The sequence below is a fragment of the Kitasatospora sp. NPDC058162 genome (assembly GCF_042884005.1).
Lineage (GTDB): Bacteria > Actinomycetota > Actinomycetes > Streptomycetales > Streptomycetaceae > Kitasatospora.
Map to the genome: position 1 here is coordinate 506,064 of NZ_JBHVUS010000002.1, position 24,099 is coordinate 530,162.

At 74.8% G+C, this 24,099-nt stretch carries 20 protein-coding genes and 1 pseudogene; 13 read left to right on the top strand and 8 right to left on the bottom strand.

Annotation, left to right across the window (positions count from 1 at the left end; genetic code table 11):
* Positions 1-39: 39 nt before the first annotated feature.
* The 11 genes from ACFVXG_RS05765 (at position 40) to ACFVXG_RS05815 (ending at position 11,984) form a co-directional block, all read left to right on the top strand.
* The gene (locus tag ACFVXG_RS05765; protein ID WP_387924656.1) at positions 40-894 is read left to right on the top strand and encodes an SAF domain-containing protein; all 855 of its coding nucleotides are present in this window, start codon (positions 40-42) and stop codon (positions 892-894) included.
* On the top strand, positions 894-2,156 hold the full coding sequence (locus ACFVXG_RS05770; RefSeq protein ID WP_387924658.1) for a hypothetical protein: 1,263 nt from the start codon (positions 894-896) through the stop codon (positions 2,154-2,156). The genes ACFVXG_RS05765 and ACFVXG_RS05770 overlap by 1 nt, the downstream gene beginning before the upstream one ends.
* Positions 2,146-3,780 (top strand): ATPase, T2SS/T4P/T4SS family, encoded by a 1,635-nt coding sequence (locus ACFVXG_RS05775; RefSeq protein WP_387924660.1) that lies wholly within the window; start codon positions 2,146-2,148, stop codon positions 3,778-3,780. The genes ACFVXG_RS05770 and ACFVXG_RS05775 overlap by 11 nt, the downstream gene beginning before the upstream one ends.
* Positions 3,780-4,739 (top strand): type II secretion system F family protein, encoded by a 960-nt coding sequence (locus ACFVXG_RS05780; protein ID WP_387924662.1) that lies wholly within the window; start codon positions 3,780-3,782, stop codon positions 4,737-4,739. The genes ACFVXG_RS05775 and ACFVXG_RS05780 overlap by 1 nt, the downstream gene beginning before the upstream one ends.
* Complete coding sequence (locus tag ACFVXG_RS05785) at positions 4,736-5,614, top strand: hypothetical protein (protein ID WP_350505890.1); 879 nt, start codon at positions 4,736-4,738, stop codon at positions 5,612-5,614. Before ACFVXG_RS05780 ends, ACFVXG_RS05785 begins: the two co-directional genes overlap by 4 nt.
* Before the next feature lie 120 nt (positions 5,615-5,734).
* Complete coding sequence (locus ACFVXG_RS05790) at positions 5,735-6,043, top strand: hypothetical protein (protein WP_387924664.1); 309 nt, start codon at positions 5,735-5,737, stop codon at positions 6,041-6,043.
* A gap of 47 nt (positions 6,044-6,090) precedes the next feature.
* Positions 6,091-6,465, top strand: coding sequence for a TadE/TadG family type IV pilus assembly protein (locus ACFVXG_RS05795; protein ID WP_387924666.1), 375 nt, complete (start codon positions 6,091-6,093; stop codon positions 6,463-6,465).
* A complete protein-coding gene (locus ACFVXG_RS05800) occupies positions 6,462-6,926 on the top strand; it encodes a TadE/TadG family type IV pilus assembly protein (RefSeq protein WP_387924668.1) in 465 nt (154 codons plus the stop codon). The genes ACFVXG_RS05795 and ACFVXG_RS05800 overlap by 4 nt, the downstream gene beginning before the upstream one ends.
* Before the next feature lie 173 nt (positions 6,927-7,099).
* Complete coding sequence (locus ACFVXG_RS05805) at positions 7,100-7,567, top strand: hypothetical protein (protein WP_387924669.1); 468 nt, start codon at positions 7,100-7,102, stop codon at positions 7,565-7,567.
* Entirely contained in the window at positions 7,567-11,634 is a 4,068-nt protein-coding gene (locus ACFVXG_RS05810; protein WP_387924671.1) for a LysM peptidoglycan-binding domain-containing protein, read from the top strand. Before ACFVXG_RS05805 ends, ACFVXG_RS05810 begins: the two co-directional genes overlap by 1 nt.
* Before the next feature lie 29 nt (positions 11,635-11,663).
* On the top strand, positions 11,664-11,984 hold the full coding sequence (locus ACFVXG_RS05815) for a GntR family transcriptional regulator (protein WP_387924673.1): 321 nt from the start codon (positions 11,664-11,666) through the stop codon (positions 11,982-11,984).
* 15 nt (positions 11,985-11,999) lie between these two features.
* Here the strand turns inward: ACFVXG_RS05815 and ACFVXG_RS05820 are convergent, their stop codons facing one another.
* On the bottom strand, positions 12,000-12,302 hold the full coding sequence (locus tag ACFVXG_RS05820; RefSeq protein ID WP_387924675.1) for a hypothetical protein: 303 nt from the start codon (positions 12,300-12,302) through the stop codon (positions 12,000-12,002).
* 29 nt (positions 12,303-12,331) lie between these two features.
* Positions 12,332-12,847: an HAD domain-containing protein gene (locus ACFVXG_RS05825; protein WP_387924677.1), complete on the bottom strand. Its 516-nt coding sequence runs from the start codon at positions 12,845-12,847 to the stop codon at positions 12,332-12,334.
* 172 nt (positions 12,848-13,019) lie between these two features.
* On the opposite strand from ACFVXG_RS05825, the gene ACFVXG_RS05830 reads away from it, so the two are divergent.
* Positions 13,020-15,131 (top strand): hypothetical protein, encoded by a 2,112-nt coding sequence (locus ACFVXG_RS05830; RefSeq protein WP_387924678.1) that lies wholly within the window; start codon positions 13,020-13,022, stop codon positions 15,129-15,131.
* Positions 15,132-15,408: 277 nt separating this feature from the next.
* On the opposite strand, the gene ACFVXG_RS05835 is transcribed toward ACFVXG_RS05830, so the two are convergent.
* The 4 genes from ACFVXG_RS05835 to ACFVXG_RS05850 form a co-directional block, all read right to left on the bottom strand.
* Positions 15,409-16,815 carry a S8 family serine peptidase gene (locus tag ACFVXG_RS05835; RefSeq protein ID WP_387924679.1) on the bottom strand — a complete coding sequence of 469 codons (1,407 nt, stop codon included), beginning with the start codon at positions 16,813-16,815 and terminating at the stop codon, positions 15,409-15,411.
* 286 nt (positions 16,816-17,101) lie between these two features.
* Positions 17,102-17,860 (bottom strand): 3-oxoacyl-ACP reductase FabG, encoded by a 759-nt coding sequence (fabG, locus tag ACFVXG_RS05840; protein WP_387924681.1) that lies wholly within the window; start codon positions 17,858-17,860, stop codon positions 17,102-17,104.
* A gap of 30 nt (positions 17,861-17,890) precedes the next feature.
* Complete coding sequence (locus tag ACFVXG_RS05845) at positions 17,891-19,090, bottom strand: thiolase family protein (RefSeq protein ID WP_387924683.1); 1,200 nt, start codon at positions 19,088-19,090, stop codon at positions 17,891-17,893.
* A gap of 34 nt (positions 19,091-19,124) precedes the next feature.
* Positions 19,125-20,288: an acyl-CoA dehydrogenase family protein gene (locus ACFVXG_RS05850; protein ID WP_387924889.1), complete on the bottom strand. Its 1,164-nt coding sequence runs from the start codon at positions 20,286-20,288 to the stop codon at positions 19,125-19,127.
* Between the two features lie 129 nt (positions 20,289-20,417).
* Here ACFVXG_RS05850 and ACFVXG_RS05855 point away from each other — a divergent pair, with 129 nt between their 5' ends.
* Positions 20,418-21,065, top strand: coding sequence for a TetR/AcrR family transcriptional regulator (locus ACFVXG_RS05855; RefSeq protein ID WP_387924684.1), 648 nt, complete (start codon positions 20,418-20,420; stop codon positions 21,063-21,065).
* A 51-nt stretch (positions 21,066-21,116) separates the two neighbouring features.
* Here ACFVXG_RS05855 and ACFVXG_RS05860 read toward each other — a convergent pair.
* Together ACFVXG_RS05860 and ACFVXG_RS05865 are read right to left on the bottom strand one after the other, a co-directional pair.
* Positions 21,117-22,205: pseudogene (locus ACFVXG_RS05860) on the bottom strand (nitric oxide synthase oxygenase); the annotation flags it as partial.
* Positions 22,206-22,564: 359 nt separating this feature from the next.
* Positions 22,565-23,989 carry a sugar porter family MFS transporter gene (locus ACFVXG_RS05865; protein ID WP_387924686.1) on the bottom strand — a complete coding sequence of 475 codons (1,425 nt, stop codon included), beginning with the start codon at positions 23,987-23,989 and terminating at the stop codon, positions 22,565-22,567.
* Between the last annotated feature and the right edge of the window lie 110 nt (positions 23,990-24,099).

Consider the following 24,099-nt stretch of genomic DNA (forward strand, 5'->3'; position numbering starts at 1 on the left):
CTGACGATCCGGAAAGCGAAAGAGGAAGGGCGGAACCCGGTGGAGAACCGTACATTCGCGACGCCGGGGACCGGCACACCGGCGGGCGCCGCGGTGTCCGTGACGGTACCGGAGCAGCAGGACCAGGGCCGCGGCCGGGCCACCCCGCACGCGCCCGGCCGCACCCTGCGGGCCCGGCGCCGGCGCCCCGCGGTGCTCGCGATGGCGGTCGCGCTGATCGCGGCCGGCGGGCTGGGCGGCGCCGTCCTCTACAACAGCACCGGCCAGCGGGTCGCGGTGCTGGCGCTGGCCCGGGACGTGCCCTGGGGGCAGGTGATCACCGACGACGACCTGGTGGTGGCCCGGATCGCGGGCGACCCGGCGCTGCATCCGGTGGCCGCCCAGGACCGGAGCAGGGCGGTCGGCCTGCGGGCCGCCACCGACCTCAAGCGCGGTGCCATGCTGACGGGTTCGGACCTGGCGCAGGGCCTGTCGGTGCTGCCGGGGCAGATCGTGGTCGGGGTGTCGGCCAAGCGCACCCAGCTGCCCGCCAGCCGGCTCCAGCCCGGGGTGCAGATCGTGGTGGTCAACACCCCCGACAACGGCCGGCCGGACTCGCTCGCCGCGACGGTCATCACCGTCGGCCGGGTGGACACCGACGGCAGTCAGGTGGTCGACGTGGCGGTCGGCTCGGCGGACGGGCCGCGGCTGGCGCAGTGGGTGGCCGGCGGCCGGATCCAGGTGCTGCTGGCGCCGCGCGCCGCCGCGGGCGGGAGCGGCCAGGCCGGCGGCGCCCCGGCCTCCCCGTCGGCGGCCCCCTCCGGCACGGCGCCCTCGGGTACGACGCCCTCCGGCGGTGCGTCCTCCGGAGGGGCCGGCGCGCCCTCGACCCAGGCCGGAACGGGTGGCGCCTGATGGCGGTGATCGCGGTCGTCGGCGGCCCGGGCGCGCCCGGTGCGACCACGACCGCCCTGGCGCTGCTGCTGGCCTGGCCGCTCCAGCCCGGCCGGCGGATCCTGCTGGTCGAGGCCGACCCGGACGGCGGCGCCGTGCTCGCCGGAGCCCTCGAGGGCCGGGTCGAGGCGGTGTACGGGCTGCGCAACCTGGCCGTCGCCGACCGGCGCGGACTGCTCGCCCAGACCATCTGGGAGCAGCTGATCGACCTCTCGCCCGAGGGCAACGCCGAGCGGCTGCTGCTGCCCGGGCTCACCGACCCGGCCCAGGCCTCCGGTCTCGCCTACACCTGGGAGCCGCTCGCCGAACTGCTGCACGGCATCGAGCAGCAGGGCTACGACGTCATCGTCGACCTCGGCCGCTCCGGCGCCACCGGGACCAGCGCGGTGCTGGCCCGCCGCGCCGACGTGGTGGCGGTGACGGTCCGCAGCACGCTGCGCGGACTGAGCGCGGCCCGCCCCCGGCTCGCCGCGCTCGGCGAGGACCTCGCCGCCGCCGGGACCGGGACGGACGCGCTCGGACTGCTGCTGATCGCCGAGGGGCCGTACTCGGGGGCGGAGGTCTCCCGCGAGTTCGGCCTGCCGGTGCTCGGGGAACTGCCGTACGCCACCCGCACCGCCCGGGTGCTCTCCGACGGCGGGGACACCACCGACCGGCGGTTCATCCGCTCGGAGCTGATGCGCACGGCGCGGTCGGCGGCGGACGAGGTGCAAGCGCTGGTCCGCCGACGGCGGCAGCGGCTCGCACCGAACGCGGTCGCCGCGGTCGCGCCTGCGGCTGTACCCGCCGGGCCGGTGCCGGTCGGGCCCGTCGCCCCGGTGCCGCCGACGCCGGCGGTGCCCGTGCCGACCCCGTACGGGCAGCCGACCTACCCGGACCAGACGTACCAGGGGCATCAGGCGTACCAGGCGCACCAGGGACACCGGGCGCAGCCCCAGGGCCAGCCCGGCTACGCCCAGCCCGCGTACGGCCAGGCGGCCCCCGGCCCCGGCGCGGCCGAGCCGCCCTCGTACGCCCCGCCGGTGATCACCACCGGTCCGGTCGCGCCGCTCGCCGGACTGGCGCCGCAGCCCGCCGCCCCGGCGCCGTTCCCGGCGCACGTCCAGGGGGCCGGGCGGGCCGACGAGGACGGCCCGTACCAGCTCCAGCAGCCCACGGTGACGGATCGTCAGGACGACGACCAGTACCCGTACAACCCCGGGGAGGTGCTCCGTGCGCGGTAGCCCCCTGCACCAGCATCCGACGGCCGACCCGGCCGCCCTGCCCTGGGCCGCACCGGTACCGTCCGCCGCCCAGCCCCAGTCGCAGCCCCAGTCGCAGGCCCAACCACAGCCGCAGGCGTACCGGCCCGGCCCGGTCGCGCCCCAGCCCGTGGCCCCGCAGCCCGTCGCCCCCGCCGCCGGGCCCACCGCCGTGCCCGCCCAGCTGCCCTCGCTGGACGTGCGCGGGACCGCCACCCGGCCGGCCGTCGACCCGCAGGTCGCGCGCGAGCTCAAGCGCCAGGTCGCGGCCGAACTGCACCAGCAGATCACCCGGTTGACCACCACCTCGGGCGCCGAGCCGGACCGGGCCACCCGCCGTCAGCGCGGCCGCGCGCTGATCGAGGAGGCGGTCGCCCGCTGGTCCGACGCCTACGCCCAGACTCACGGCATCCCGCCCACCCGGGACCAGGACCGCGCCCTCGCCGAGGCCGTCTTCGACCTGCTGTTCCGGGCCGGCCGGCTGCAGCCCTACCTGGACGACCCGGAGATCGAGAACATCCTGGTCAACGGCTGCGACGACGTCTGGGTCTCCAAGGTGCACCAACCCCTGCGCCAGGTACCGCCGGTGGCCGACAGCGACGCCGAACTCGTCGAACTGCTCCAGGACCTGGCCCGGCAGCACGGCGGCGGCGAGCGCAGCCTGTCCACCGCCAGCCCGACCCTCGCCCTGCGGCTGGAGGGCGGCATGCGCCTCCAGGCGCTGACCGAGGTGACGCCGCGCCCGTACGTGGCGATCCGCCGCCACCGGGTGGCCTCGGCGACGCTGCCCGAGATGGTCGAACTCGGCACCCTGGACGGGACCTTGGCGGCCTTCCTGGCCGCCGCGATCCGGGCCAGGAAGAACGTGATGATCACCGGCACCCAGGGCGTCGGCAAGACCAGCCTGCTGCGCGCGATGGCCGCCGAGATCCCGCCGGACGAGCGGATCGGCACCCTGGAGTCGGAGTTCGAGCTCTGGCTGCACACCCTCGGCCACCTGCGCCAGGTCGTCCCGATGGAGGCCCGGGAGGGCAACGGCGAGCGCGTCGAGGGCCGTCTGGCCGGGGAGTTGTCGATCGGCGACCTCATCCCGGCCGCGCTGCGGATGACCCTCTCGCGGATCATCGTCGGCGAGGTCCGCTCCGGCGAGGTCGTCCCGATGCTGCGGGTCATGACCAACGGCGAGGGCGGCTCGATGTGCACCCTGCACGCCCGCGGCCCGCACATGGTGGTCGACCGCATCGCCGAACTCTGCCTGGAGTACGGCTCGCACATGACCGACGCGCTCGCCTACCGGCTGACCGCCAACGCCCTGGACCTCATCGTGCACGTCTCCATGGTCGACGAGACCGCCGTCGGCGGCCGCCGGCACCGCTTCGTCTCCCACGTCCTGGAGGTCACCGGCCTCGGCGAGAGCGGCCGGCCCGCGCTGAACACCGTCTTCGGCCCCCGGCCGGAGCTGGGCGAGCCGCGCGCCGTCCCGCACACCCCGCCGCAGTGCCTGGACGACCTGCGCCGGGCCGGCTTCGACGCCGCGCTGCTCGGTTCCCGGTACGGCAGTTGGGCCGCCCCGCTGCAGCTGCGGATCGGCGGTGGCGCGCGGTGATGCTGCTCTTCGCCCTGTGCGGGCTGGCGCTCACGGGCGGCCTGGTCGCCCTGGTGGTCTGGGTGCGCGGCAGCGAGCCCGCCGACCAGGACGAGCCCGCCGCCCCGGCCAACCCGCTGGCCGGCCGCGCCCACGTGTTCTGGTACGGCGCCCCCGGCAGCGCCTCGCTGCGGATGGTGCGGCTGCGCCGGATCCAGCTGCCGCTGGCACTCGTCGGCGCCCCGCTGGCCTGGCTGTTCACCGGCATCCCGCTGACCGCGCTGCTGGTGCCGCTGGCCGTCTTCGGCCTGCCCTGGCTGTTCGACACCACCCGCCCGGACACCCACCGGATCGAGCGGCTGGAGGCGCTCTCCGAGTGGACCCAGCGGATCGCCGACGTGCTGCTGCTCGGCGTCGGCCTCAACCAGGCCATCGTCACCAGCCGCCGCACCGCCCCCGCCGCCCTGGAGGACGAGATCGCCGAACTGGCCGCCCGGCTGCAGGCCCGCTGGCGGCCCGAGGAGGCGCTGCACGCCTTCGCCGACAGCCTGGCCGACGCCACCGCCGACAAGGTGCTCGCCGCCCTGGTGCTGCGGGCCGGGGACAGCGGCCCGGGCCTGGCCCGGACGCTCTCCGACATGGCCGACTCGGTGCGCGAGGAGGTCCGCCAGCGCCGCGCCATCGAGGCCGACCGGGCCAAGCACCGCACCACCATCCGCTGGCTGGTCGGCATCATCGTGCTGGTCGTCACGGTCGGCTCCTTCAACACCGAGTACACCCGCCCGTACGGGACCTTCCTCGGCCAGATCGTGCTGGCCGTGGTCGCCGCCCTGTTCGTCGCGATCATCGCCTGGATGCGGGCCCTGGCCTCGCACCCGCCGGTGCCCCGGCTGCTCGCCCCGGACCGGCGCAGCAAGGGCGGGCGCCGGCTGCGCGGTGCCGGTCCTGAGCCGGTCGAGCAGCTCGGGGAGGTCCGGTGATCTCCCCCTGGTCCGTGCTGGCCGGCGCCGTCGCGGCCGGCGGCCTCGCCCTGCTGGTCGCCGAACTGCGGCCCGCGCCACCGGACCTGCGCCAGGCGCTGGACCGGCTGCACCGCACCCCGGCCGACCGCGAGCAGGACCCGGACGAGCGGCCGAGCTGGTACGACCGGATCGGCGAGCGCTCGCTCACCCTGCGCGGGGTGACGATCCCGCGCCGCGAACTCGCCCTGATCGGCCGCACCCCGGCCCGGTTCATGGTGCACAAGCTGCTGTTCGCCGCGCTCGGCCTGCTGCTGCCCGCCTACCTGGGCGCGATGGCCGTACTGGTGGACGTCGGCCTGCCGTTCGCGCTGCCGCTGGTCGTCGGGCCGCTGCTGGCCGGACTGCTCTGGTTCGTCCCGGACGCCGTGGTGCGCGGCGAGGCCAAGGAGGCGCGCACCGAGTACCTGCACGGCATCGCCGCCTACCTGGAACTCGTCGCCATGGAGCGCGCCGCCGACTGCGGGCCCGCCGAGGCGCTGCGCCGGGCGGCCTCGGTCGGGCAGGGCGTGGTGTTCGGGCGGATCCGCGACGCGCTGGAGCGCGCCGCCACCGACCGGCTCCCGCCCTGGGCCGGACTCGACGCGCTGGCCGAGGAGTTGGGCCTCAGCCCGCTGCAGGACGTGGCCGACATCATGCGGCTGTCCGGCACCGACGGCGCCGCCGTGTACGACACCCTGCGGGCCCGCGCCAAGGGCCTGCGCGGCGAGCTGCTCGCCGAGGACCTCGCCCGCGCCAACGCCGACAGCGAACGGATGGTCGCGCCGGGCGCCGCTCTGACCCTGCTGATGACCGTCCTGATCGTGTTCCCCGCGCTCCACCAGATGCTCGACTGACGGGTCCGACGACGTGCCCGAGACCGTGCCCGACGACGTGCCCGAGACCGTGCTCGAAACCGTGCCCGATGAGCTGTCCCCAGCAGCCGACACCACACACCACACCCCCGGGAGACCCCGATGACCGTACGACTCGCCCAGCTGGCAGGCCGGGTGCTGCGGCCCGTCCTGCTGCCCGTGCAGTTCGCCCTGCTGTTGTTCACGCTCCGGCTGGGCCGGCTGCGGGCCGCCCGGGCGCGCGGCGACCGGGGTGCCATCAGCATCGAACTCGCCCTCGCCATCATCGCGTTGGTGTTCGTCGCGGGGGCCGTCGCGACCGCGCTGTACCTGTTGAAGGACAAGGTGGTCACCAAGGTCGAGCAGGACCCGAACCTGCCCGGCGGCGGCGCCGCGGGTGGCGCGGGCGGCGCGGGCGGCGCCTCCAAGTGATCCGGGCCCGTCGTCGTCCGCTCCGCCGCCGGGGCGACCGGGGATCGATGAGCATCAGTCTGGCCATCGTCTTCCCGGTCGTCCTGCTGCTCCTGCTGCTGGTCGTCCAGGCCGCGTTGATCTGGTACGACCGGCAGGTCGCGCTCACCGCCGCCCGCGAGGGCGTGGACGCCGGCCGGGTGCAGGGGAACGCGACGAAGCAGGCGGCGGACGAGGCCGCCGCGCGCCAGGCCCGGGACTTCCTGGACCGGCAGGGCGTGCACGCGTACCAGGTGGGGACGGGCGACAGCACCGACAAGACGATCAAGGTCACCGTGGAACTGACGCCGCCGCTGCTGATACCCGGCCTCACCGGGCCCAGCATCCGCCAGTTCGCCGAGGCGCCGCGCGAGCGCTTCATCCCCCCGGAGGTGAAGCCGTGAGACGACGGCTCGGGAGACCCCGGCGGCCCCAGCGGCTCCGGCGCCCGGACCGGGGCGGGATCGCCATCGAGGCGGCGATCGTCGTCCCCGGCGTGGTGGGGCTGGTGCTGCTGGCGATCGCCGCCGGACGGGTGCAGACCGCGGCCGGCACGGTCGAGGCCGCGGCCCGCACCGGGGCCCGGACCGGCTCGCTCCAGCGCAGCGTCGCGGGGGCGGACGGGCCCGCCAAGGAGTCCGCGCTGGCGGCGCTGCGCCAGCAGGGCGTGTCCTGCCGCACCGCGGACGTCCACGTCGACGAGGGCACCCTGGACCTGCCGGGCGGCCCGGTGGCGACCGTGACGGTCAGGGTGACCTGCGACGTCGAACTCGCCGACCTGCTCGGCGGACCGTCCGGGCTGCCCGTGACGAAGCACCTCGTCGGGGAGTTCACCTCGGTGATGGACCGCTACCGCGGCACATGACGGCGGCACGGGGCGGCGCGCGGGCCGCAACGGGCGCGGCAGGGGGATTGGGGACGGCCCGCGCGGGGGAGACGCAAGCGGAGAGCGCTCGGGGGATGACGCAACGGCACCGAGGGGCGTCCGGTGGGGAGCCGGTGGGGAGACATCGTGCGGATCAGGGGGAGGGGGTGCGGGTGCTGAGCGGGCTGAGCGGGCTGAGGGACCGCCGTCGGCGTACGGCCGGGCGACGGTCCGACCGGGGCGCGGTCGCCCTCTTCGTGGCGATCTGCGCCGCCTACCTGGTGCTCGTCATCGCGCTGGTGATCGACGCGGGCGGCCGGCTGCGGGTGGCCGAGCGCACCGACGCGTACGCCCAGGAGGCCGCGCGGGTCGGCGGACAGCAGCTCGACCAGGCGGCCGTGCTGCAGGGGGCGGGCTTCAAGGTCCGCCAGGACTACGTCCGGCAGGCCGCCGGCAGCTACCTCGGCCGGTACGGGCTCCAGGTCGACGACGTCGTCTTCTCCGATGACGACAAGGTCGTCACCGTCACCGTGCAGGCCGACTACCGGCCGGTCCTGCTGGGCGCCCTCGGGCAGCGGAAGGTAACGGGCAGGGGCAGTGCGACCCTCGTCCACGGAGTCGAGAAAGCGGAGAACCACTGATGGCCGCGCCACGTGCCAAGGACCAGGCCGGTACCGCCCAGGCCCGTACGGGCGGGGCCGGTACCGGCCCGGGCGGAAACCGGAACGGCGGAACCGGGAAGGGTGGAGCCGGGAACGGCCGAGCCGGGAAGGCCGGCAAGCCGACCGTGCGGGGGCATGCCCGGTCCGGGCGCCGCCGACCCGGCCGCGGTCGCGGCGGCGCGCTGCTCGGCGCGCTCGCCGCCCTGGTCACCCTGCTCGCCCTGCTGTTCGGCGTCCCCGCCCTGCTGCTGTACGGCACCCAGGCGGTCGCCTCGATGGGCGAGGTCGCCTCCGGCGGGGTGGGCGAGGCGCTCACCAGTCCGGACGACGGGCGGCTGTTCCTCTGGCTGCTGGTGGTGGTCGGCTGGCTGGCCTGGGCGTGCTTCGCGCTCTCCGTCCTGCTGGAGGTCCCCGCCCAGCTGCGCGGCCGGATCGCCCGCCGGATCCCGGCCTTCGGCTGGAGCCAGCGGATGGCGGCGGGGCTGGTCGGCTCGGTGCTGGCGCTGCTGCCGGTGGCCGGTTCGGCCTTCGCCGCGGTGCCCGAGACGGCCCACGGCCCGTCCGTCCAGGCGCAGTTGACCCCGGGCGTGCAGCGGGCCGCGCTGCCCGCCGCCCAGCCCGCGGCCGCACCGGTCCAGGCGGCGGACCAGCACCCCACGTACACGGTGCGGGACAGCCGGCCGGCGGACAGCCTGTGGTCCATCGCGGAGCGCCAACTGGGCTCCGGGGAACGCTGGGTGGAGATCGCCAAGCTCAACGACGGCCGGGCGATGGACGATTCGGGCATCCGCTTCGACGCGGAACGGCCGATCCAGCCCGGCTGGGAGCTGCTGATGCCGGCGGACGCCAAGCCGGACGAGGCGAAGGCCCCGGCTCCGGCGCCCGCCCCCGCGCCTGCTCAGACCCAGACGCCCGGACAGGCCCAGACGCCCGGACAGGCCCAGACGCCCGGACAGGCCCAGGCCCCGTCGCCCTCGGCGCAGGTGCCGCAGGCCGGGACGGAGCCGGGGGCGGGCGGACCGAAGACGGTGACCGTCCGTTCCGGGGACAGCCTGTCGGCCATCGCCCAGCGGGAGTTGGGGGACGCCGAGGCCTGGCCGAAGCTCTTCGAGGCGAACAAGGGCGTCCAGGCGCCGGACGGGGAGCGGCTGACCGACCCCGACGTGGTGGAGCCGGGGATGGTGCTCACCGTCCCCGGAACGGCCGCCCCGGCCGATCCGGCCCCCGCGCCTGCCCCGGCCCCGGCCGCCGGTTCCGGTTCCGGCACCGGCGCCGGTCCGGCGACCACGCCCGAGCCCGCCCCGGCCACCCAGGCCCCGGCTCCCGCCCCCTCCCAGGGCGCGTCGCAGCCGGCCCCGGCGCCGACCCACGCGCCCGCCCACACGCCCGCGCCCGCCCCCGCCGCGCACGCCGCCCCGGCACCCAGCGGCGACTACGGCGTCGCCCTCACCGCCTCCACCGTGGGCGTGCTGCTCGCCGCCGTGATGGTCGGCACCGTCGCCTACAAGCGCGGCACCCAGCAGCGCGGCCGCCGCCCCGGCCACCGCATCGCGATGCCCGAGGCCGAGGCCGCCGCCTTCGAGAACGAGCTGATGGTCCGCCAGGACCAGGCCGGCCTGGAACTGCTGGACCGCGCCCTGCGCACCCTGGCCCGCAACACCACCCGGGGCGGCAAGCGGCTGCCCGCGATCGTCGCGACCCGGATCACCCCCGACCACACCATCGAGCTGCACCTGTCCGGCCCGGCCACCCCGATCGCGCCGTTCCGCGCCGCGCACGCCGCCAACGTCTGGTGGTGCAGCGAGGAGTCCGGCGACCTGCTGAGCCCCGCCCAGGCCCGCAAGACCCCCGCGCCCTACCCCGCGCTGGTCACCCTGGGCACCTCGCCGGACGGCTCGGTGGTCCTCGCCGACCTGGAGGCCGTCCGGCTGCTGCACCTGTCCGGGCACCCCGACGACGCCCGCGACGTGCTGCGCACCCTCGCCATCGAGCTCGCCCACAGCCCGCTGGCCGACCGGCTCCACCTGCACCTGGTGGACCTCGCCGAGGAGGTGTCGATCACCGGACCGGCCGCCGAGCGGGTCCACCGCCACCCCACCCTGGAGGCCGCGCTCGCCGCCCTCGGCCCGCGCACCGCCAAGGCCCGCGCCACCCTGGTCGCGGCCGAGGCCACCAGCCCGCGCGAGGCCCGCAGCCGGGGCCAGGCGGACGAGTCCTGGGTGCCCGAGATCGTGCTCTGCGCCCAGCAGCCCGGCGGCGACACCCCCGCCGAGCTCGGCCGCCTGCTGGACGCCCGCCCGCGCACCTGCGTCGCCGTCATCACCCGGGCCCCCGAGCGCGGCACCGGGCCGGTCGCCCGCTGGACCCTGCCGACCACCGGCCAGGCCGCCATCCCCGGACTGCACCTGACCGTCGAACTCCAGCGGCTGGACGACCACCGGTACGACCAGGTCGCCGAGCTGCTCCGGGCCGCCGACGACACCACCCAGCACCCGGCGCCCGCCTGGACGCTGGACGGGCCGGGCCTCGACCCGGATCCGGACGAGGACCCCGACACCACCGAACTCCCGCTCGCCGTACCGGTGCTGGCCGCCGTCGGCGCTCCGGGCGGGACGGCCGAGGAGGAGGCGGGGACGGCTGCCGGGCCCCGGCTGCTGGCCCGGGTCATCGGGACCGGCGCCAGCCCCTTCGCGGGCACCGACCCGGTCACGCCCGCTCCCGCGCCCGTACCCGTGCCCACGCCGGCCGGTCCCGCGCGCTTCGCCGTCAACGGCCAGGGGCGGCAGGCGGCCACCGGTACGGAGCAGCCCGCCGACGAGGCCACCCGCGACCTGCGGCTGCCGGGCGGGCCCGCGGAGCCGGTCGAGTCGGTCGAGTCGGCGGAACCGGCCGAGCCGGTCGAGCCCGGTGAGGCGGAGGCCGCCGATCCGGAGGCCACCGGTACGGTGTCGGCGCCGGCGGAGGCCTCGGCGCCGGTGCTCCCCGTCCAGCCGGTGCGGCCCGTGGTGCCTGTGGTGCCCGCCGTACCCGCCGAGCCCGTGCCGACGCACCAGAGCGCGCCCGCGCCCACCGGTGCCGACCCGCGCGTCCCGGCCCGGCCGGAGCCCGGCGTCGGTTCCGGACCCGGCCCCGAGGGCACCTCCGGCGGTACGGCGCCGACGACGGGAACGGCCGTGGTCGAGCCCGGCCCGGCCGCCGTCGCACCCGTGGCCCGGACCACCCCCGGCCGCAGCGACAGCGACGACCTGCTCGCCATCCTGCGCTCCCCGGAGGCGCACACCCCGCGCAACGCCCCCCGGATCCGGCTGCTCGGCCCGGTCGACGTGGCCGGTACCCCCGGCACCGTCGAACCCGGGGCGCTGCCCCGCCTCACCGAACTCGCCGTCTACCTCGCACTGCGCCCCGGCGCCGACCACCACGCGCTCGACCACGACCTGCACCCGGGCGCCGCCCACCTCGACCCGCACCCCACCGCGTCCGACGCCGGGAGCCCGCTGCCGGCCAAACTCGCCGACCTGTCGGCCTGGTTCGGCAGCACCCCCGACGGCCGCGCCTACCTGCCCACCGACACCACCGAGGGCTACGCCTTCGCCCCCGCCGTCACCTGCGACTGGGACGAGTTCCGCAGCCTCTACCGGCGCGGCATGCGCAGCACCAGCGCCACCGCGGACGCCGCCCTCGCCCACGCCCTGGCCCTGGTCCGCGGCGCCCCGTTCGCCGAGGCCCCGCCCGCCTCCTACGGCTGGGCCGAGGCCGAGCGCCAGGACATGATCGCCGCGATCGTGGACACCGCCCACGAACTCGCCGCCCGCCGGCTCCAGTACGGCGACCACCGCAGCGCCGAGGCCGCCGTCTTCCGCGGCCTCGCCGTCGCCCCGGACGTCGAACTCCTGCACCGGGACCTCTTCTACGCCTACGCCTCGGCCGGCGCGCGCGACCAGCTGCTGCGCGCCGTCAACCGCCTCGACGCGCTCAGCCGCCGGACCGGCCGGGACCTGGACGCCGACACGGTCGCCCTGCTGCGCGACCTGCTCGCCGGGTCGTGAGCAGGGTTCCTCGGAGGGGAGTTGACGAAATGGCCAAGCGTGCCGCTGCCAAGGAGCCCTCGGCAGCCCGTCGGATCGCGGACGCACTGCGTGCCGAGATCCTCGACGGCCGGATCGGCGCCGGCGAGGCGCTCCCGACGGTGCGCGAGCTCTCGATCCGCTTCGAGGCCAAGGGCGCGATCATCCGGCAGGCCCTCCAGCTGCTGCAGGGAGAGGTGTATGTGCGGCCGGGCCCGGCCGGCAGGTTCTACACGCCCAGTCTCGATGTGCACTGGATGTACGGCGGGGCCTTTGACGGTTTCGCCCCTGCTGCCCAGCCGGACCGGTGTCCCGCGCGAGACCTCCCGTAGGCCGCCGGGCGGTGGTCATTCCTCCCAGGAGAACGGGCGGCAGGCGCAGGCGCCGTCCCGCGCGGGTGCGGAGGCCGTGTGGACGTCCTGCACGGATGCCGTCGCCAGCCTGGCCACGGCCACCATGACCCGTCGGGGGTCCGCCGGGGTCCGCGCGAGCACCTCGGCGCCCGCCTGCTCCTCCGCCGTGGCCCGGACCAGCACGCTGAACTCGTACGCCCCGTCCTCGACGCGGTAGCCGTCCGCCCACAGTTCGAGCAGGGCCCCGTCCCGCAGGGTCAGGTGCCAGCGGGTGGGCGGTCCGGCCTCGTACTCCATGGCGGGGGAGTGTAGCGGGGGCGGGTGGGTCAGGCGGTGCGCAGCCAGGCCTCGAGGGCCGCGAAGTCGGCGTCGGTGAGGCCCACTTGGTGATCGACGCGGTGCAGCAGCGTGGCGGCGGGGGAGTGGGCCGCGACCCAGTGGCGGTCGGCCCGGGTGAGCTCGTCGTCCACCCAGGCGAACCGGCGTCCGGCCGCCCAGGCGACCAAGGTTCGGGTCTTCCAGTGCAGTTGGGCGTCCGTGCCGGTGCCGTCGCCCGGTTCCTCGGAGACCGGCCAGTCCACGTAGGGGAGTCGGGGCAGGCCCAGCCGGGGCGCGAGGCAGTCGTTCGCGTCCGCCAACCAGGTGGTGGCCCACACCAGTTGACAGGGCAGGTCGAGCAGCCGCGGCCCGAGCCCCGGGTCGACCCGGGCCACCAGCGGATTGCCGGACGGGCCCGCGCCCGGGCCGGGGTAGGCGGGGTAGCCGCCGGGGGGCGGGGCACCGAAGGGGATCAGGGGTCCGTCGACGTCGAGGAACAGCAAAGGCAGTCCGGGGCCGGTCATGACGGCACGATAGCGGCCGGTGCCCGGGGCCTGGCACGCCGATCGGCCACCCGGCCTGGCTCGGGCGTGCCGGGATCTCGTAGGGTGGCGCGCACGGGACGTGGTGGCAGGCACCACGAAGGCAAGGGCATCAGACGCCGTGGACGCGGCGGGGCGGGGCGGTGACCAGAAGATGGCGGAGACGACAGCTGTTTCCGGAGGTCCCGAGCCGACAGCGGACTCGGGCCCCTGGGACGCCGTACCGCCGCCGCCCGCGGACCGGCCCGCCGAGGAGCACCCGCCCGGGCCCGCCGCGCTGTACGAGCCGCCGCCCGTGCCTCCGGTACCGCCCGCGGCCTTCGCCGCCGTGGTGCCGCCCGCGCCGCCGGTCGCGCCCACCGGATGGACCCTCACCGGCCTGCCCGCCGCGGGCGCGGGCGCCCCGGCTCCGGCGGCGGTTCCGTCCGCCGCTCCGGCTCCGGTTCCGGCGGCTGCAGCTGCGGCGGGTCAGGGCGGGCTCGGTGCGACACCGCGCGGCCGGATCCTGGTGGTCGAGGGCGGCTACGGCAACTCCGGCCGCCGCACCTGGGGTCGGGGCGGCGCGGCCCAGGCGCCGGTGCTGTCCGCCATGCTGGCGGCCGTGTCGCCGCAGGTGCTGCTCGCCGCGGACGGGGTGGACGCCGTCCACCTCCCCGGCGCCAGCGACCCGCACACCGTCCTCGCCCACCTGCGCGCCGCCTCCCGGCACCCGGGCCCGCTGCTGGTCCACCTGGGCGGGCACGTCGTCGCCGACAAGCGCGGCGGGCAGCTGCAGCTGACCCTGCGCGACGCCAAGCAGGACGGCCTGCCCTGGCAGGCCATCGCCGCCGAGCTGAGCCACCGGCCGGCCGAGTGGCAGACCCTGGTCATCGCCGACCTGAGCGCCGACCAGAACGCCTGGCCCTACCTCCAGGGCACCGTCTCGCCGCTCAGCGAGGGCATCCCGCTGTGGGCGGTGGTCAGCCCGGACCCGGAGCAGATCGGCACCTTCACCCGCGCCCTGATCGAGGCGCTGCACGGCGGCCGCCCGGGCGCGGGCGAGGTGCTCGCCCCCGAGCAGCTGCGCCAGCAGGTGTACTCGGTACTGCGGCCGGACGTGGTCATCCTGGCCACCCACACCCCGGACCGCCCGGTCTTCCGCAACACCGCCCGCCGGGGCGAGGCCCCGGTGGCGGACGTCGTGCTGCCGGTGCCGGAGGCGCCGTCCCTCGCGGACGCGGTGCCCGTCTCGGACGCGGTGCCGTCCGAGCTGCCGCTGCCGACCGTGCCGCCGCTGCCGCCTCTGGCGGAGCCGCAGGACGCTGTGGTCGAGCGGGCGTCGGCGGCTGTCGCCCCGGCGCCGGTCACACCCGTCGGCGGGCCGGTGAACCTGGTCAAGCCCGGCGTGCCGCCCACGCCGCCCCGAGCGGCCCGCCCGGTCAGCCTGCGCAAGGCCGGAGAGCAGCCCGTGGAGCAGCCTGTTGAGGCGCCCGTCGAGCCGTCCTTTGAGGAACCGTCCAGCGTGAGCCTGCGCAAGGCGACCGCCGTCGAGGCCGATGCCGCGGTGTCGGCGGAGGCGGTGCCCGCGGCGGGCGTCACGCTGCGCAAGGCCCGTCCGGAGCCGGTGGAGGCCGTCGAGGCGGTCGAGGCGGTCCTCCAGGCCACTGTCGAGGTCGCCGAGGACACTGACGTCACCGAGGTCGCCGAGCCGGCCGAGGAGCCCCGGGACGCCGTTCCGGCCGAGGCCCGGACGACGGAGGAGGCGCCCCAGGACGCGGTGCCGGCCGACGCGGTGCCCGCCGAGCAGGCCGAGACCCCGGCCGCCAACGCGCCGCGTGAGGACTATCGCGAGGTCATCGGACGGATCGTCCGCAGCGCCGACGCCGGGGACCACGCCGCCGCCACCGATCTCGCCTTCGCCCTCGAACTGGAGGCGATCGCCGAGCACGGGGCCGTCTCGGAGCCGGTTCTCCAGGTGCGCCAGGTGCGCGCCCACGTGTGCCGGCTCGCGGGCCGACCCGCCGAGGCGGCCGCCATCTACCGCGAGGTGGCGATGACGCTGCTGCGCTCGCAGGGCGCGGACCACCCGGAGACCCAGCGGGCGGCCACCAACGCCGAGGCCTGCTGGCGTTCGATCGCCGACCGGGCGGAGGCCATCCGGATCGCCCCGGAGATCATCGAACTGCGCGCCTTCCTCCCGGGCACGGACAACCGCAAGCTCCGGGCCGCCGAGCGCTACCTCGCCCAACTGGCCGCCGCCGCACCGGCGGTGGCCGACCAGGCCTGACGTCACGCCTGCACGGCTGCCGACCGCCGGTCGGCAGCCGACGCGGCACGGCGCACAGCTGAGACAGCTGAAACAGCGGAAGCAGCCGAAACGGCTAAAGCAGCTGACAGCGCACAGCCGACGGCGAACAGATCACAGAAAACAGATAACAGAAAACAGCGAACGGATAACAGATGATGAAATCTGTTATCCGTTCGCTGTTACTTGTCAGCCGTCAGCCGTCAGCTGTCAGCCGTCAACCAGCAGTCGCGACTCGTTCGCCGCGCACCGCTCGTTGTTACTGCTCGTCGCCCTGGCTGTTGTCGTCGAACTGCACGTCGCCGGCGATCGCGTGGACGAACTTGGCGCCGTCGATGGTGCCGAGGCCGCTCGCGAGGTCGTAGCCCTCGGTGGCGTTGTAGCCGGTGACGCCGCCCCAGCCGTTGTCGCCCTCCTTGACGTCCACGATGCCGCTCCACTTGCTCGGGAGCAGGCTCAGGCCGTACAGGCTCGGGTTGAGCTGGCCGAGGCGGTGGCCGGCGAGCTGGTCGGCGAGCGCGACGATGCCCGAGAACAGCGGGGTCGCCTCGCTGGTGCCGCCGGTGAGGTGCCAGCCGACCGCGGTCGGGTCGTAGGACTCGTAGGTCCAGGCGGCGCCGTCGACGGCGGCGCTCATGCTGATGTCCGGGGTGCCGCGGTGCTCGCCGGTGACGTCGGAGACGCCGGCCTGGTACCACGGGCGGGAGAAGATGCCGGACACGCCGCCGCCGCCGGCGCCGGACTTGTCGTGCCACACCTTGTCGGCCGCGGTGCGCTTGCCGTTGTCGTCCAGGGTCAGCTGGGTGCCGCCGATGGAGGTGACCAGCGGGTCCGAGGACGGCCAGGAGTTGACCTTGAAGTTGTACAGGTCGGTGCCGTTGGACTGCGAGTCGGTGGCGCCGTTGTCGCCGGAGGCGGCGAGCACGGTGACGTTGCGGTCGGCGGCGGCCTTGAAGGCGTAGCGCAGGTCGGTCAGCGACTTGAAGTCGCCCTTGTCGTAACCCGGGAAGGTGTTCTCGGTGGCGCCGAAGCTCTGCGAGATGACGTCGCCGACGCCCTTCTTGATCAGGTCCTTCTCGGCGTCCATCATCTCGGGCAGGCCGGTGGTGCCCTCGGTCTCGGCGACACCGGTCTCGACCAGGACGATGTGGGCGTCCGGGGCGATGGCGTGGGCGTACTCGACGTCCAGGGTGGTCTCGCCGGCCCAGCCGGTGTGGTCGGGGTTCTTCGGGTCGAAGGCGGGGACGTTGCCCCACTTCCGCACCTCGACCTGGGTGTCCTTCAGGCCCCACTGCTTGTCGAAGACCTCCAGGTCGTGCTGGATGGTCGGCGAGCCGAAGGAGTCGACGATGACGATCGTCCGGCCCTTGCCGGTGATGCCCTCCTTGTACAGCGGCGCCAGGTTGTAGGCGGCCTGGTACTGGACCGGCGAGTAGCAGTGGATGCCGATCTGGCTGACGCACTGGGTGGTGGTCAGCGGCGCCGGGCGGGTGGTGGCGAGGTGGTGGCCGAAGGAGGCCGGGCGGACGTGGACGCCCGAGAGGTCGTGCGCGGGGGCTGCGGTCGCGGCGCCGACGGCCGGTACGGCAACGGTGCCGGCGGTGAGGGCGGTGGCCCCCACGGCGAGCAGAGCCAGGGCACGGCGGAGGGAGGCGGGGCTGCCCATGGGACTCCTTGGGACGCAGAGGGCCCGACCAGGTCCGGTCGGGTCGGTTCGGACATCCCATCGAGTGCCGCATGATCATGCCATAGTCATTTGGTGGGGTCACTTGACCAGGCGCATGGTCATGATCGGCCACGCGAAAAGGTAAAGGCCGTCCCAGGGAAAAGTAACCATGCACCTGGGACGGCCTTGTGATGACGCGTCAGTAATATTCAATGAATATTAACCGTATCTACCCGGCGCCCACGCATTTCAATCGAGGATGCCGGAAATGCCACCTCGAGCGGAACTACCGGGCCCCGCCGTTGACGTAGAGTGTCTGCCCGCTCACGTACGAGGCCTCCTCGCTCGCCAGGAAGGCCACCACCGAGGCGATCTCCTCCGGCTGCCCGACCCGGCGCAGCGGCGTGCGGGCCGCCACCTCGGTCTGGTGGTCCTCGGTGCTGGCGCCGACCCGCTCGGCGGTGGCCGCGGTCATCGGGGTGGCGATGTAGCCGGGGGCGACGGCGTTGACGTTGATGTTGAACGGCCCGAGCTCGATCGCCAGGGTCGCGGTGAGCCCCTGGATGCCGGCCTTGGCGGCCGCGTAGTTGGCCTGGCCCCGGTTGCCGAGCGCGGAGCGCGAGCTGAGCGAGACGATCTTCCCGTACTTCTGCGCCACCATGTACTTCTGCGCCACGTGGCTGCAGTTGTACGCGCTGGTCAGGTTGACCGTCAGGACGGTGTCCCAGTCGGCCTTGGCCATCTTGAAGAACAGGTTGTCCCGGGTGATCCCGGCGTTGTTGACCAGGATGTGCAGCCCGCCGAGCTCCTCGGCGACCCGCGCGAACACCTCCTCGACGGCGTCGTAGTCGGCCACGTCGCAGCCGTAGGCCCGGGCGGTGCCGCCCTTGGCGGTGATCTCGGCGACCGTCCCGGCCGCCCGCTCGGCGGTCAGGTCGAGCACCGCGACGGCCGCGCCCTCCTCCGCCAGCCGGCGGGCGGTGGCCGCGCCGATGCCCTGCGCCGCGCCGGTCACCACGGCGACCTTCCCTGCGAACCGCGTCATGTCCGTTCCTCCGCTCACTTGATGCTTCCGTCAGACGTTCTCGACCAGCACGGCCGTACCCTGCCCCACGCCCACGCACATCGTGGCCAGGCCGCGCCGGGCGCCGGTGCGGCGCATGCGGTGCAGCAGGGTGGTGAGGATGCGGGCGCCGGAACCGCCCAGCGGATGGCCGAGGGCGATCGCCCCGCCGCTGGGGTTGACCACCTCGTCGGCCCGCTCCGGGCTGAACCCGATGCCGTCGGCGGAGGCCAGCGCCTGGGCGGCGAAGGCCTCGTTCAGCTCGGCGGTGTCCAGGTCGGCGAGGTTCCACCCGGCCCGGCCGAGCACCTTGGCGGTGGCCGGCACCGGGCCGATGCCCATGACGTCCGGGTGCACCCCGGCCGAGGCCCCGGCCACGTAGCGGCCGAGCGGCTGCAGCCCGAGGTCGCGCAGCGCCTCCTCGCCGACCAGGACGAGCCCGGCCGCGCCGTCGTTCATCGGCGAGGCGTTCCCGGCCGTGACGGTGCCGCCCGGGCGGAAGGCCGGCTTGAGGCGGGCGAGCTTCTCGAGGCTGGTGTCCTCGCGGATGCCCTCGTCCTGGCTCACCGTCACCCCGTCCGGCCGCTCGACCGGGATCAGCTCGGCGTCGAAGTGCCCGTCCTTGCGGGCGGCGGCGGCCCGCTGGTGGCTGCGCAGCGCGAAGGCGTCCTGGCGCTCGCGCCCGATGCCGTACCGGCCCGCCACCTCCTCGGCGGTCTCGCCCATGCTGAGCACGCCGTGCAGTTCGGCCATCCGCGGGTTGGTGAGCCGCCAGCCGAGCCGGGTGTCGTAGGTCTCGATCCGGTGCGGCAGCGCCTCGTCGGGGCGGGGCAGGATGAAGGGCGCGCGGGTCATCGACTCGCAGCCGCCGGCCAGCACCACGTCGGCCTCGCCGGAGCCGATGGCCCGGGCGGCGAGGGTGACGGCCTCCAGGCCGGAGGCGCAGAGCCGGTTGACGGTGGCGCCGGGGACGCTCTCCGGCAGGCCGGCCAGCAGGACGGCCATCCGGGCGGCGTTGCGGTTGTCCTCGCCGGCCTGGTTGGCGGCGCCCCAGTAGACGTCGTCGATCCGGGCCGGGTCGAGGGCGGGTACGTCGGCGAGCAGGGCGCGCAGCACGGTGCCCGAGAGGTCGTCCGGCCGGACCGTGGCGAGCGATCCGCGCAGTCGGCCGATGGGTGTGCGACGGGCTGCGGCGAAGTAGACAGGGCGCACGTCGTGCTCCTTATCGGGTGTTCGGGGTGGTGGGTCAGAAGGCGTTGACGCCGGTCAGGGCGCGTCCGATGAGCAGTTGGTGGATCTGGCTGGTGCCCTCGTAGAGGGTCATGACCCGCGCGTCGCGCAGGTACTTGCCGACCGGGTACTCGTCGATGAAGCCGTAGCCGCCGAACACCTGGAGCGCGTTGTTGGCGGCCCGGACGGCGGCCTCGCTCGCGTAGAGCTTGGCGACGGAGGACTCGGTGGCGAACGGGAGGCCGCGTTCGATGTGGTCGGCGACCTTCCAGGTGAGCAGCCGGGCCGCCTCGACGTCGACCGCGATGCCGGCCAGCAGCTGCTGGACGAGCTGGTGCGAGGCGATCGGCTTGCCGAACTGCTCGCGCTCGCCGGCGTAGCGGACGGCGGCCTCCAGGCAGGCCCGGGCGATGCCGACGCAGCCGGCCGCGACCGACATCCGGCCCTTGGCCAGGGCCGCCATCGCCACCGTGAAGCCCTTGCCGACCTCGCCGAGCCGGGCGCTGTCGGGCACCCGGACGCCGTCCAGGGCGAGTCCGGCGGTGGCCTGGCCGCGCAGGCCGAGCTTGCCGTGGATCTCGGTGCGGCCGAAGCCGGGCAGGTCGGTGGGGACGAGGAAGGCGGTGATGCCCCGGTGGCCCCGCTGCTCGGGCCGGTCGCCGCCGGTGCGGGCGAAGACCAGGGCGACGTCGGCCCAGGTGCCGTTGGTGATGAAGGTCTTGGCGCCGCTGATCAGCCAGTTGTCGCCGTCGCGCACCGCCCGGGTGGTGAGGTTGGCGGCGTCCGAGCCGGTGCCGGGTTCGGTGAGGGCGAAGCAGGCCAGGGCCTCGCCCGAGGTGAGCCGGGGCAGCCAGTGCCGCTTCTGCTGCTCGGTGCCGTAGGCGTTGATCGACTTGCCGACCAGGCCGAGCGAGACCGAGACGATCCCGCGCACGGCGGAGTCGCCGCGTCCGAGCTCCTCCAGCACCAGGCAGTAGGCGAGGTGGTCGCCGCCACTGCCGCCGTACTCCTCGGGGATGGTCAGGCCGAGGAAGCCGACCTTGCCGAGTTTGCCGATGATCGCGCGGTCCACCTGCTCGGCGCGGTCCCACTCGGCGGCGTACGGCACGATCTCGCGGTCGGTGAAGGAGGCGGCGAGCTCCCGGACGGCGGCCTGCTCCTCGGACAACTCCAGGTTCACGACGGTGCCCACCTCGTTAAACTAGCGCTGCAAGTTTTACGAGGGGACTGTAGACCCCACCAGCCCGCGCTGGGAAGGGGCACCTGCCAGAATCGGTCCCCACCCCACCCGACCGGAGGTAGCGACCCGATGGCTCGCCCGCGCACCCCGCTGCTCAGCCGTGAGCGCATCGTCACGGCTGCCCTGCGGCTGATCGACGACGAGGGGCTGGAGGCACTCTCCACCCGCCGCCTCGCCGCCGAGCTGTCGGTCAGCGGGCCCTCGCTCTACAACCACTTCGCCACCAAGGACGAGCTGCTGGACGCGGTGGTGGACAGCGTCATCGGCGAAGTCGACCTATCGATGTTCGAATCTCAGGACACCCCCTGGACCCGGGCGCTGCGCGACTGGGCGCGCTCCTACCGCGCCGCCCTGGCCGCCCACCCCAACATCGTCCCCGTGCTCGCCCAGGGGCCGGGGCGGCGGCCGAACGCGCTGCGCCTGGCCGACGCCGTCTTCGGGCACCTGGTCGGAGCCGGCTGGCCGCGCGGCCAGGCCACCCGGATCGGCGCGCTGATGCGCTACTTCGTCACCGGCTCCGCGCTGGCCTCCTTCGCGGCCGGCTTCCCGGCGGACGCCGAGGTCTACGACGCGGCGGACTACCCGCACCTCGGCGAGGCGCACCGGCTCGCCGGGCACCGGGGGGCGGTCGACGAGGGGGCCTTCGAGACCGGGCTGGAGGCGCTGCTGGACGGGCTCGCGCTGCGCTTCGAGCGCCTCGCCGTGCCGTCGTCGTAGCCCCGGCGGCCCACCGGGCCCGCCCCGGGCCGACCGGGCTCGCCAGGGCTCGCGGGCCAGGAAGGCCGGCCGCTGCTCCGGGTCCACCGGGTCGTAGTACCGGTGGTAGACCGGCGTCAGCCCGCCGGAGACCGGCGGCACGATCCAGCTCCAGTCCGCCGGGGTCGGGCGGCCGAGCCGCTTCTCCTGGGCCACGTGCTTGAGGAAGCGCTCCGACTCGGTGTGGTGGTCGGCGATCGTCACCCCGGCCTCCTGGAAGGAGTGCAGCACCGCGAGGTTGAGCTCGACCAGGGCGCGGTCGCGCCAGAGCGTGCGGTCGCTGGAGGTGTCCAGGCCCAGCCGCTCGGCGACCGTCCCGAGCATGTCGTAGCGGTCGGCGTCGGCGAGGTTGCGGGCGCCGATCTCGGTGCCCATGTACCAGCCGTTGAACGGCGCGGTGGGGTAGCGGACCCCGCCGATCTCCAGGGTCATGTCGCTGATCGCGGGCACCGCGTACCAGCGCAGCCCGAGTTCGGCGAACCAGGCGTGCTCGGGGTGGCTCAGCGGCACCTCCAGGGTGGTGTCGTCCGGCAGCCCGTACCAGTGCGGACGCTCGTCCGGGCGCTCCTGGATCAGCAGCGGCAGCACCTCGAAGCGGTCCTCGGCGCACTTCCAGCCGAGCTCGCGGGCCCGGTCGGTGAGCACCGTGCCGGCCGGGTCGCCGACCACGGCGCCGTCGACCCGGTGCCCGGCGTAGCGGACCAGCTGCTGGTTGAGGATCCGCGGGGCCGGGCGGCCCGGGCGGTCGGGGGCGAACACCGAGACCACCGGGCGGATCCGGCCGCCGTTGCCCGCCAGTCGCAGGTGCTCGAAGCACTCGGCGGCGATGTCGTCGGGGGCGGACAGGTGGCGCAGGTCGCGGACCACCAGGCTGCGCCAGTACAGCCGGCCGATGCAGCGGGCGGCGTTGCGCCAGGCGAGCTTGGCGCCGTGGGCGAGTTCGGCGGGGGTGTGGTGGTAGCTGCCGGTGCGGTCGATCTCCTCCCGGACTGCGCGCAGCCTCGGCTCCGGGTCACCGGCGGCGGGCTGCTCGCGGTGGAACTGGCGGATGAACTCGACGGCCTGCTCGGGATCGGTGAACGGCGGTGGTGCGGGGGGCAGTTGAAGGTCCGCCGGTTGCCGTGCGGTGGGCGTCGCAACGGTCTGCGCGGACGTCGGAACGGTCTGCACCGAGGCCGGAACGGTCTGCGCGGACGCCGGAACGGTCTGCGGGAACGCGCCCGGTGCCTGGGCATGGGTGTGGGCGTGGGCGTACGGACAGCCGCCGCTCGGGGCGGTGGCGGTTCTGCGGGTACGGAGCCGGTTGAAGATCAAGGACACATCCCTCCTGGCGAACAGGAGTACCGGAGGTGCCCGGTTCGGCGCAGAGAGTGAACGATTCGGCCCCCGCACCCGCGCTCAGCGCGCTAGGGTGCGGGGGCCGAAGGTCGGACTGTACGACCGGTGGGCGCGGGCCTCGGTCAGCCCATGTCCTCCAGGCGGACGCCCTTGGTCTCCTTCATGTACTTCGCCACGAAGACCAGCGACAGGGCCGCGAAGGCCGCGTACACCAGGTAGGTCGCGGAGAGGTTCCAGCGCGAGAGCGACGGGAACGACACGGTGATCACCCAGTTGGCGACCCACTGCGCGGAGGCGGCGACGGAGAGCGCGGCGGCGCGGATCCGGTTCGGGAACATCTCGCCGAGCATCACCCAGACGACCACGCCCCAGGACATCGCGAAGAACAGCACGAAGGCGTTGGCGGAGATCAGCGCGACGGTGCCCTGGAGGTCGGGCAGCGTGACGTTGTCGCCGGAACCGGTCGCGGAGGAGAACGCCCAGCCGGCGGCGGCGAGGGTGACGGCCATGCCGGCCGAGCCGATCAGGGCGAGCGGCTTGCGGCCGATCCGGTCGACCAGCAGGATCGCGATCACGGTGCCGAGGATGTTGATGACCGAGCCGATGAAGCTGATCAGCAGCGAGTTGCTCTGGTCGATGCCGACCGACTGCCACAGGATCGACGAGTAGTAGAAGATCACGTTGATGCCGACCAGCTGCTGGAAGACCGACAGCCCGATGCCGACCCAGACGATCGGGAGCAGGCCGAAGCGGCCGCCGAGCAGGTCGCGGAAGCGCGGGCGGTGGTCGGAGGCGATCAGCGACTGGACCTCGGCGATCCGGGCGTCGGTGTCGATGCCCTCGCCCTCGACCTCGGCCAGCACCTTGCGGGCGTCGTCCAGGCGCTCGGCCTGGATCAGGTAGCGCGGGGACTCGGGGATCACCGAGGCGAGCACGAAGTAGACCGCGGCCGGGACGACGCAGATGCCGAGCATCCACTGCCAGGCCTCCAGGCCGAGCAGCCGACCGCGGGTGTCGCCGCCGGCGGCGTCCGCCAGCACCCAGTTGACCAGCTGGGATATCGCGATGCCGAGCACGATCGCGGCCTGCTGGAAGGAGGCCAGTCGGCCGCGGTACTTGGTCGGCGCGACCTCGGCGATGTAGGTCGGGGCGATCACCGAGGCGATGCCGATGGCGGCGCCGCCGAGGACGCGCCACGCGGCGAGGTCCCAGGGGGAGAACGGCAGCATCGAGCCGACCGCGCTGACCGCGAACAGCAGCGCGCCCGCCTTCATCACCTTGATCCGGCCGTACCGGTCGGCGAACCGGCCGGCCAGCGCGGCGCCGACCGCCGAGCCCAGCAGCGCGGAGGAGACGATCAGGCCCGTCTCGCCGCTGCCGACCCCGAACTTCCCCTGGATGCCGGAGACGGCGCCGTTGATCACGGAGCTGTCGTAGCCGAACAGGAAGCCGCCGAGAGCAGCGGCGGCGGTGATGAAGACGACGAAGCCGAGGCGGCCGGGCGCGGTGGCCTCGGCCGCCCCGGAGGGCTTCTGGGTGACGCTCACGATCTTGACTCCTGGTACTCAACGCTGAGCTCGGTAGCCGAGATCGTAACCCTTATTCATTCAAGCCTTGTAAGCGGGGAGGCCCAAGCCTTGCTCTGAGAATTCGTAAG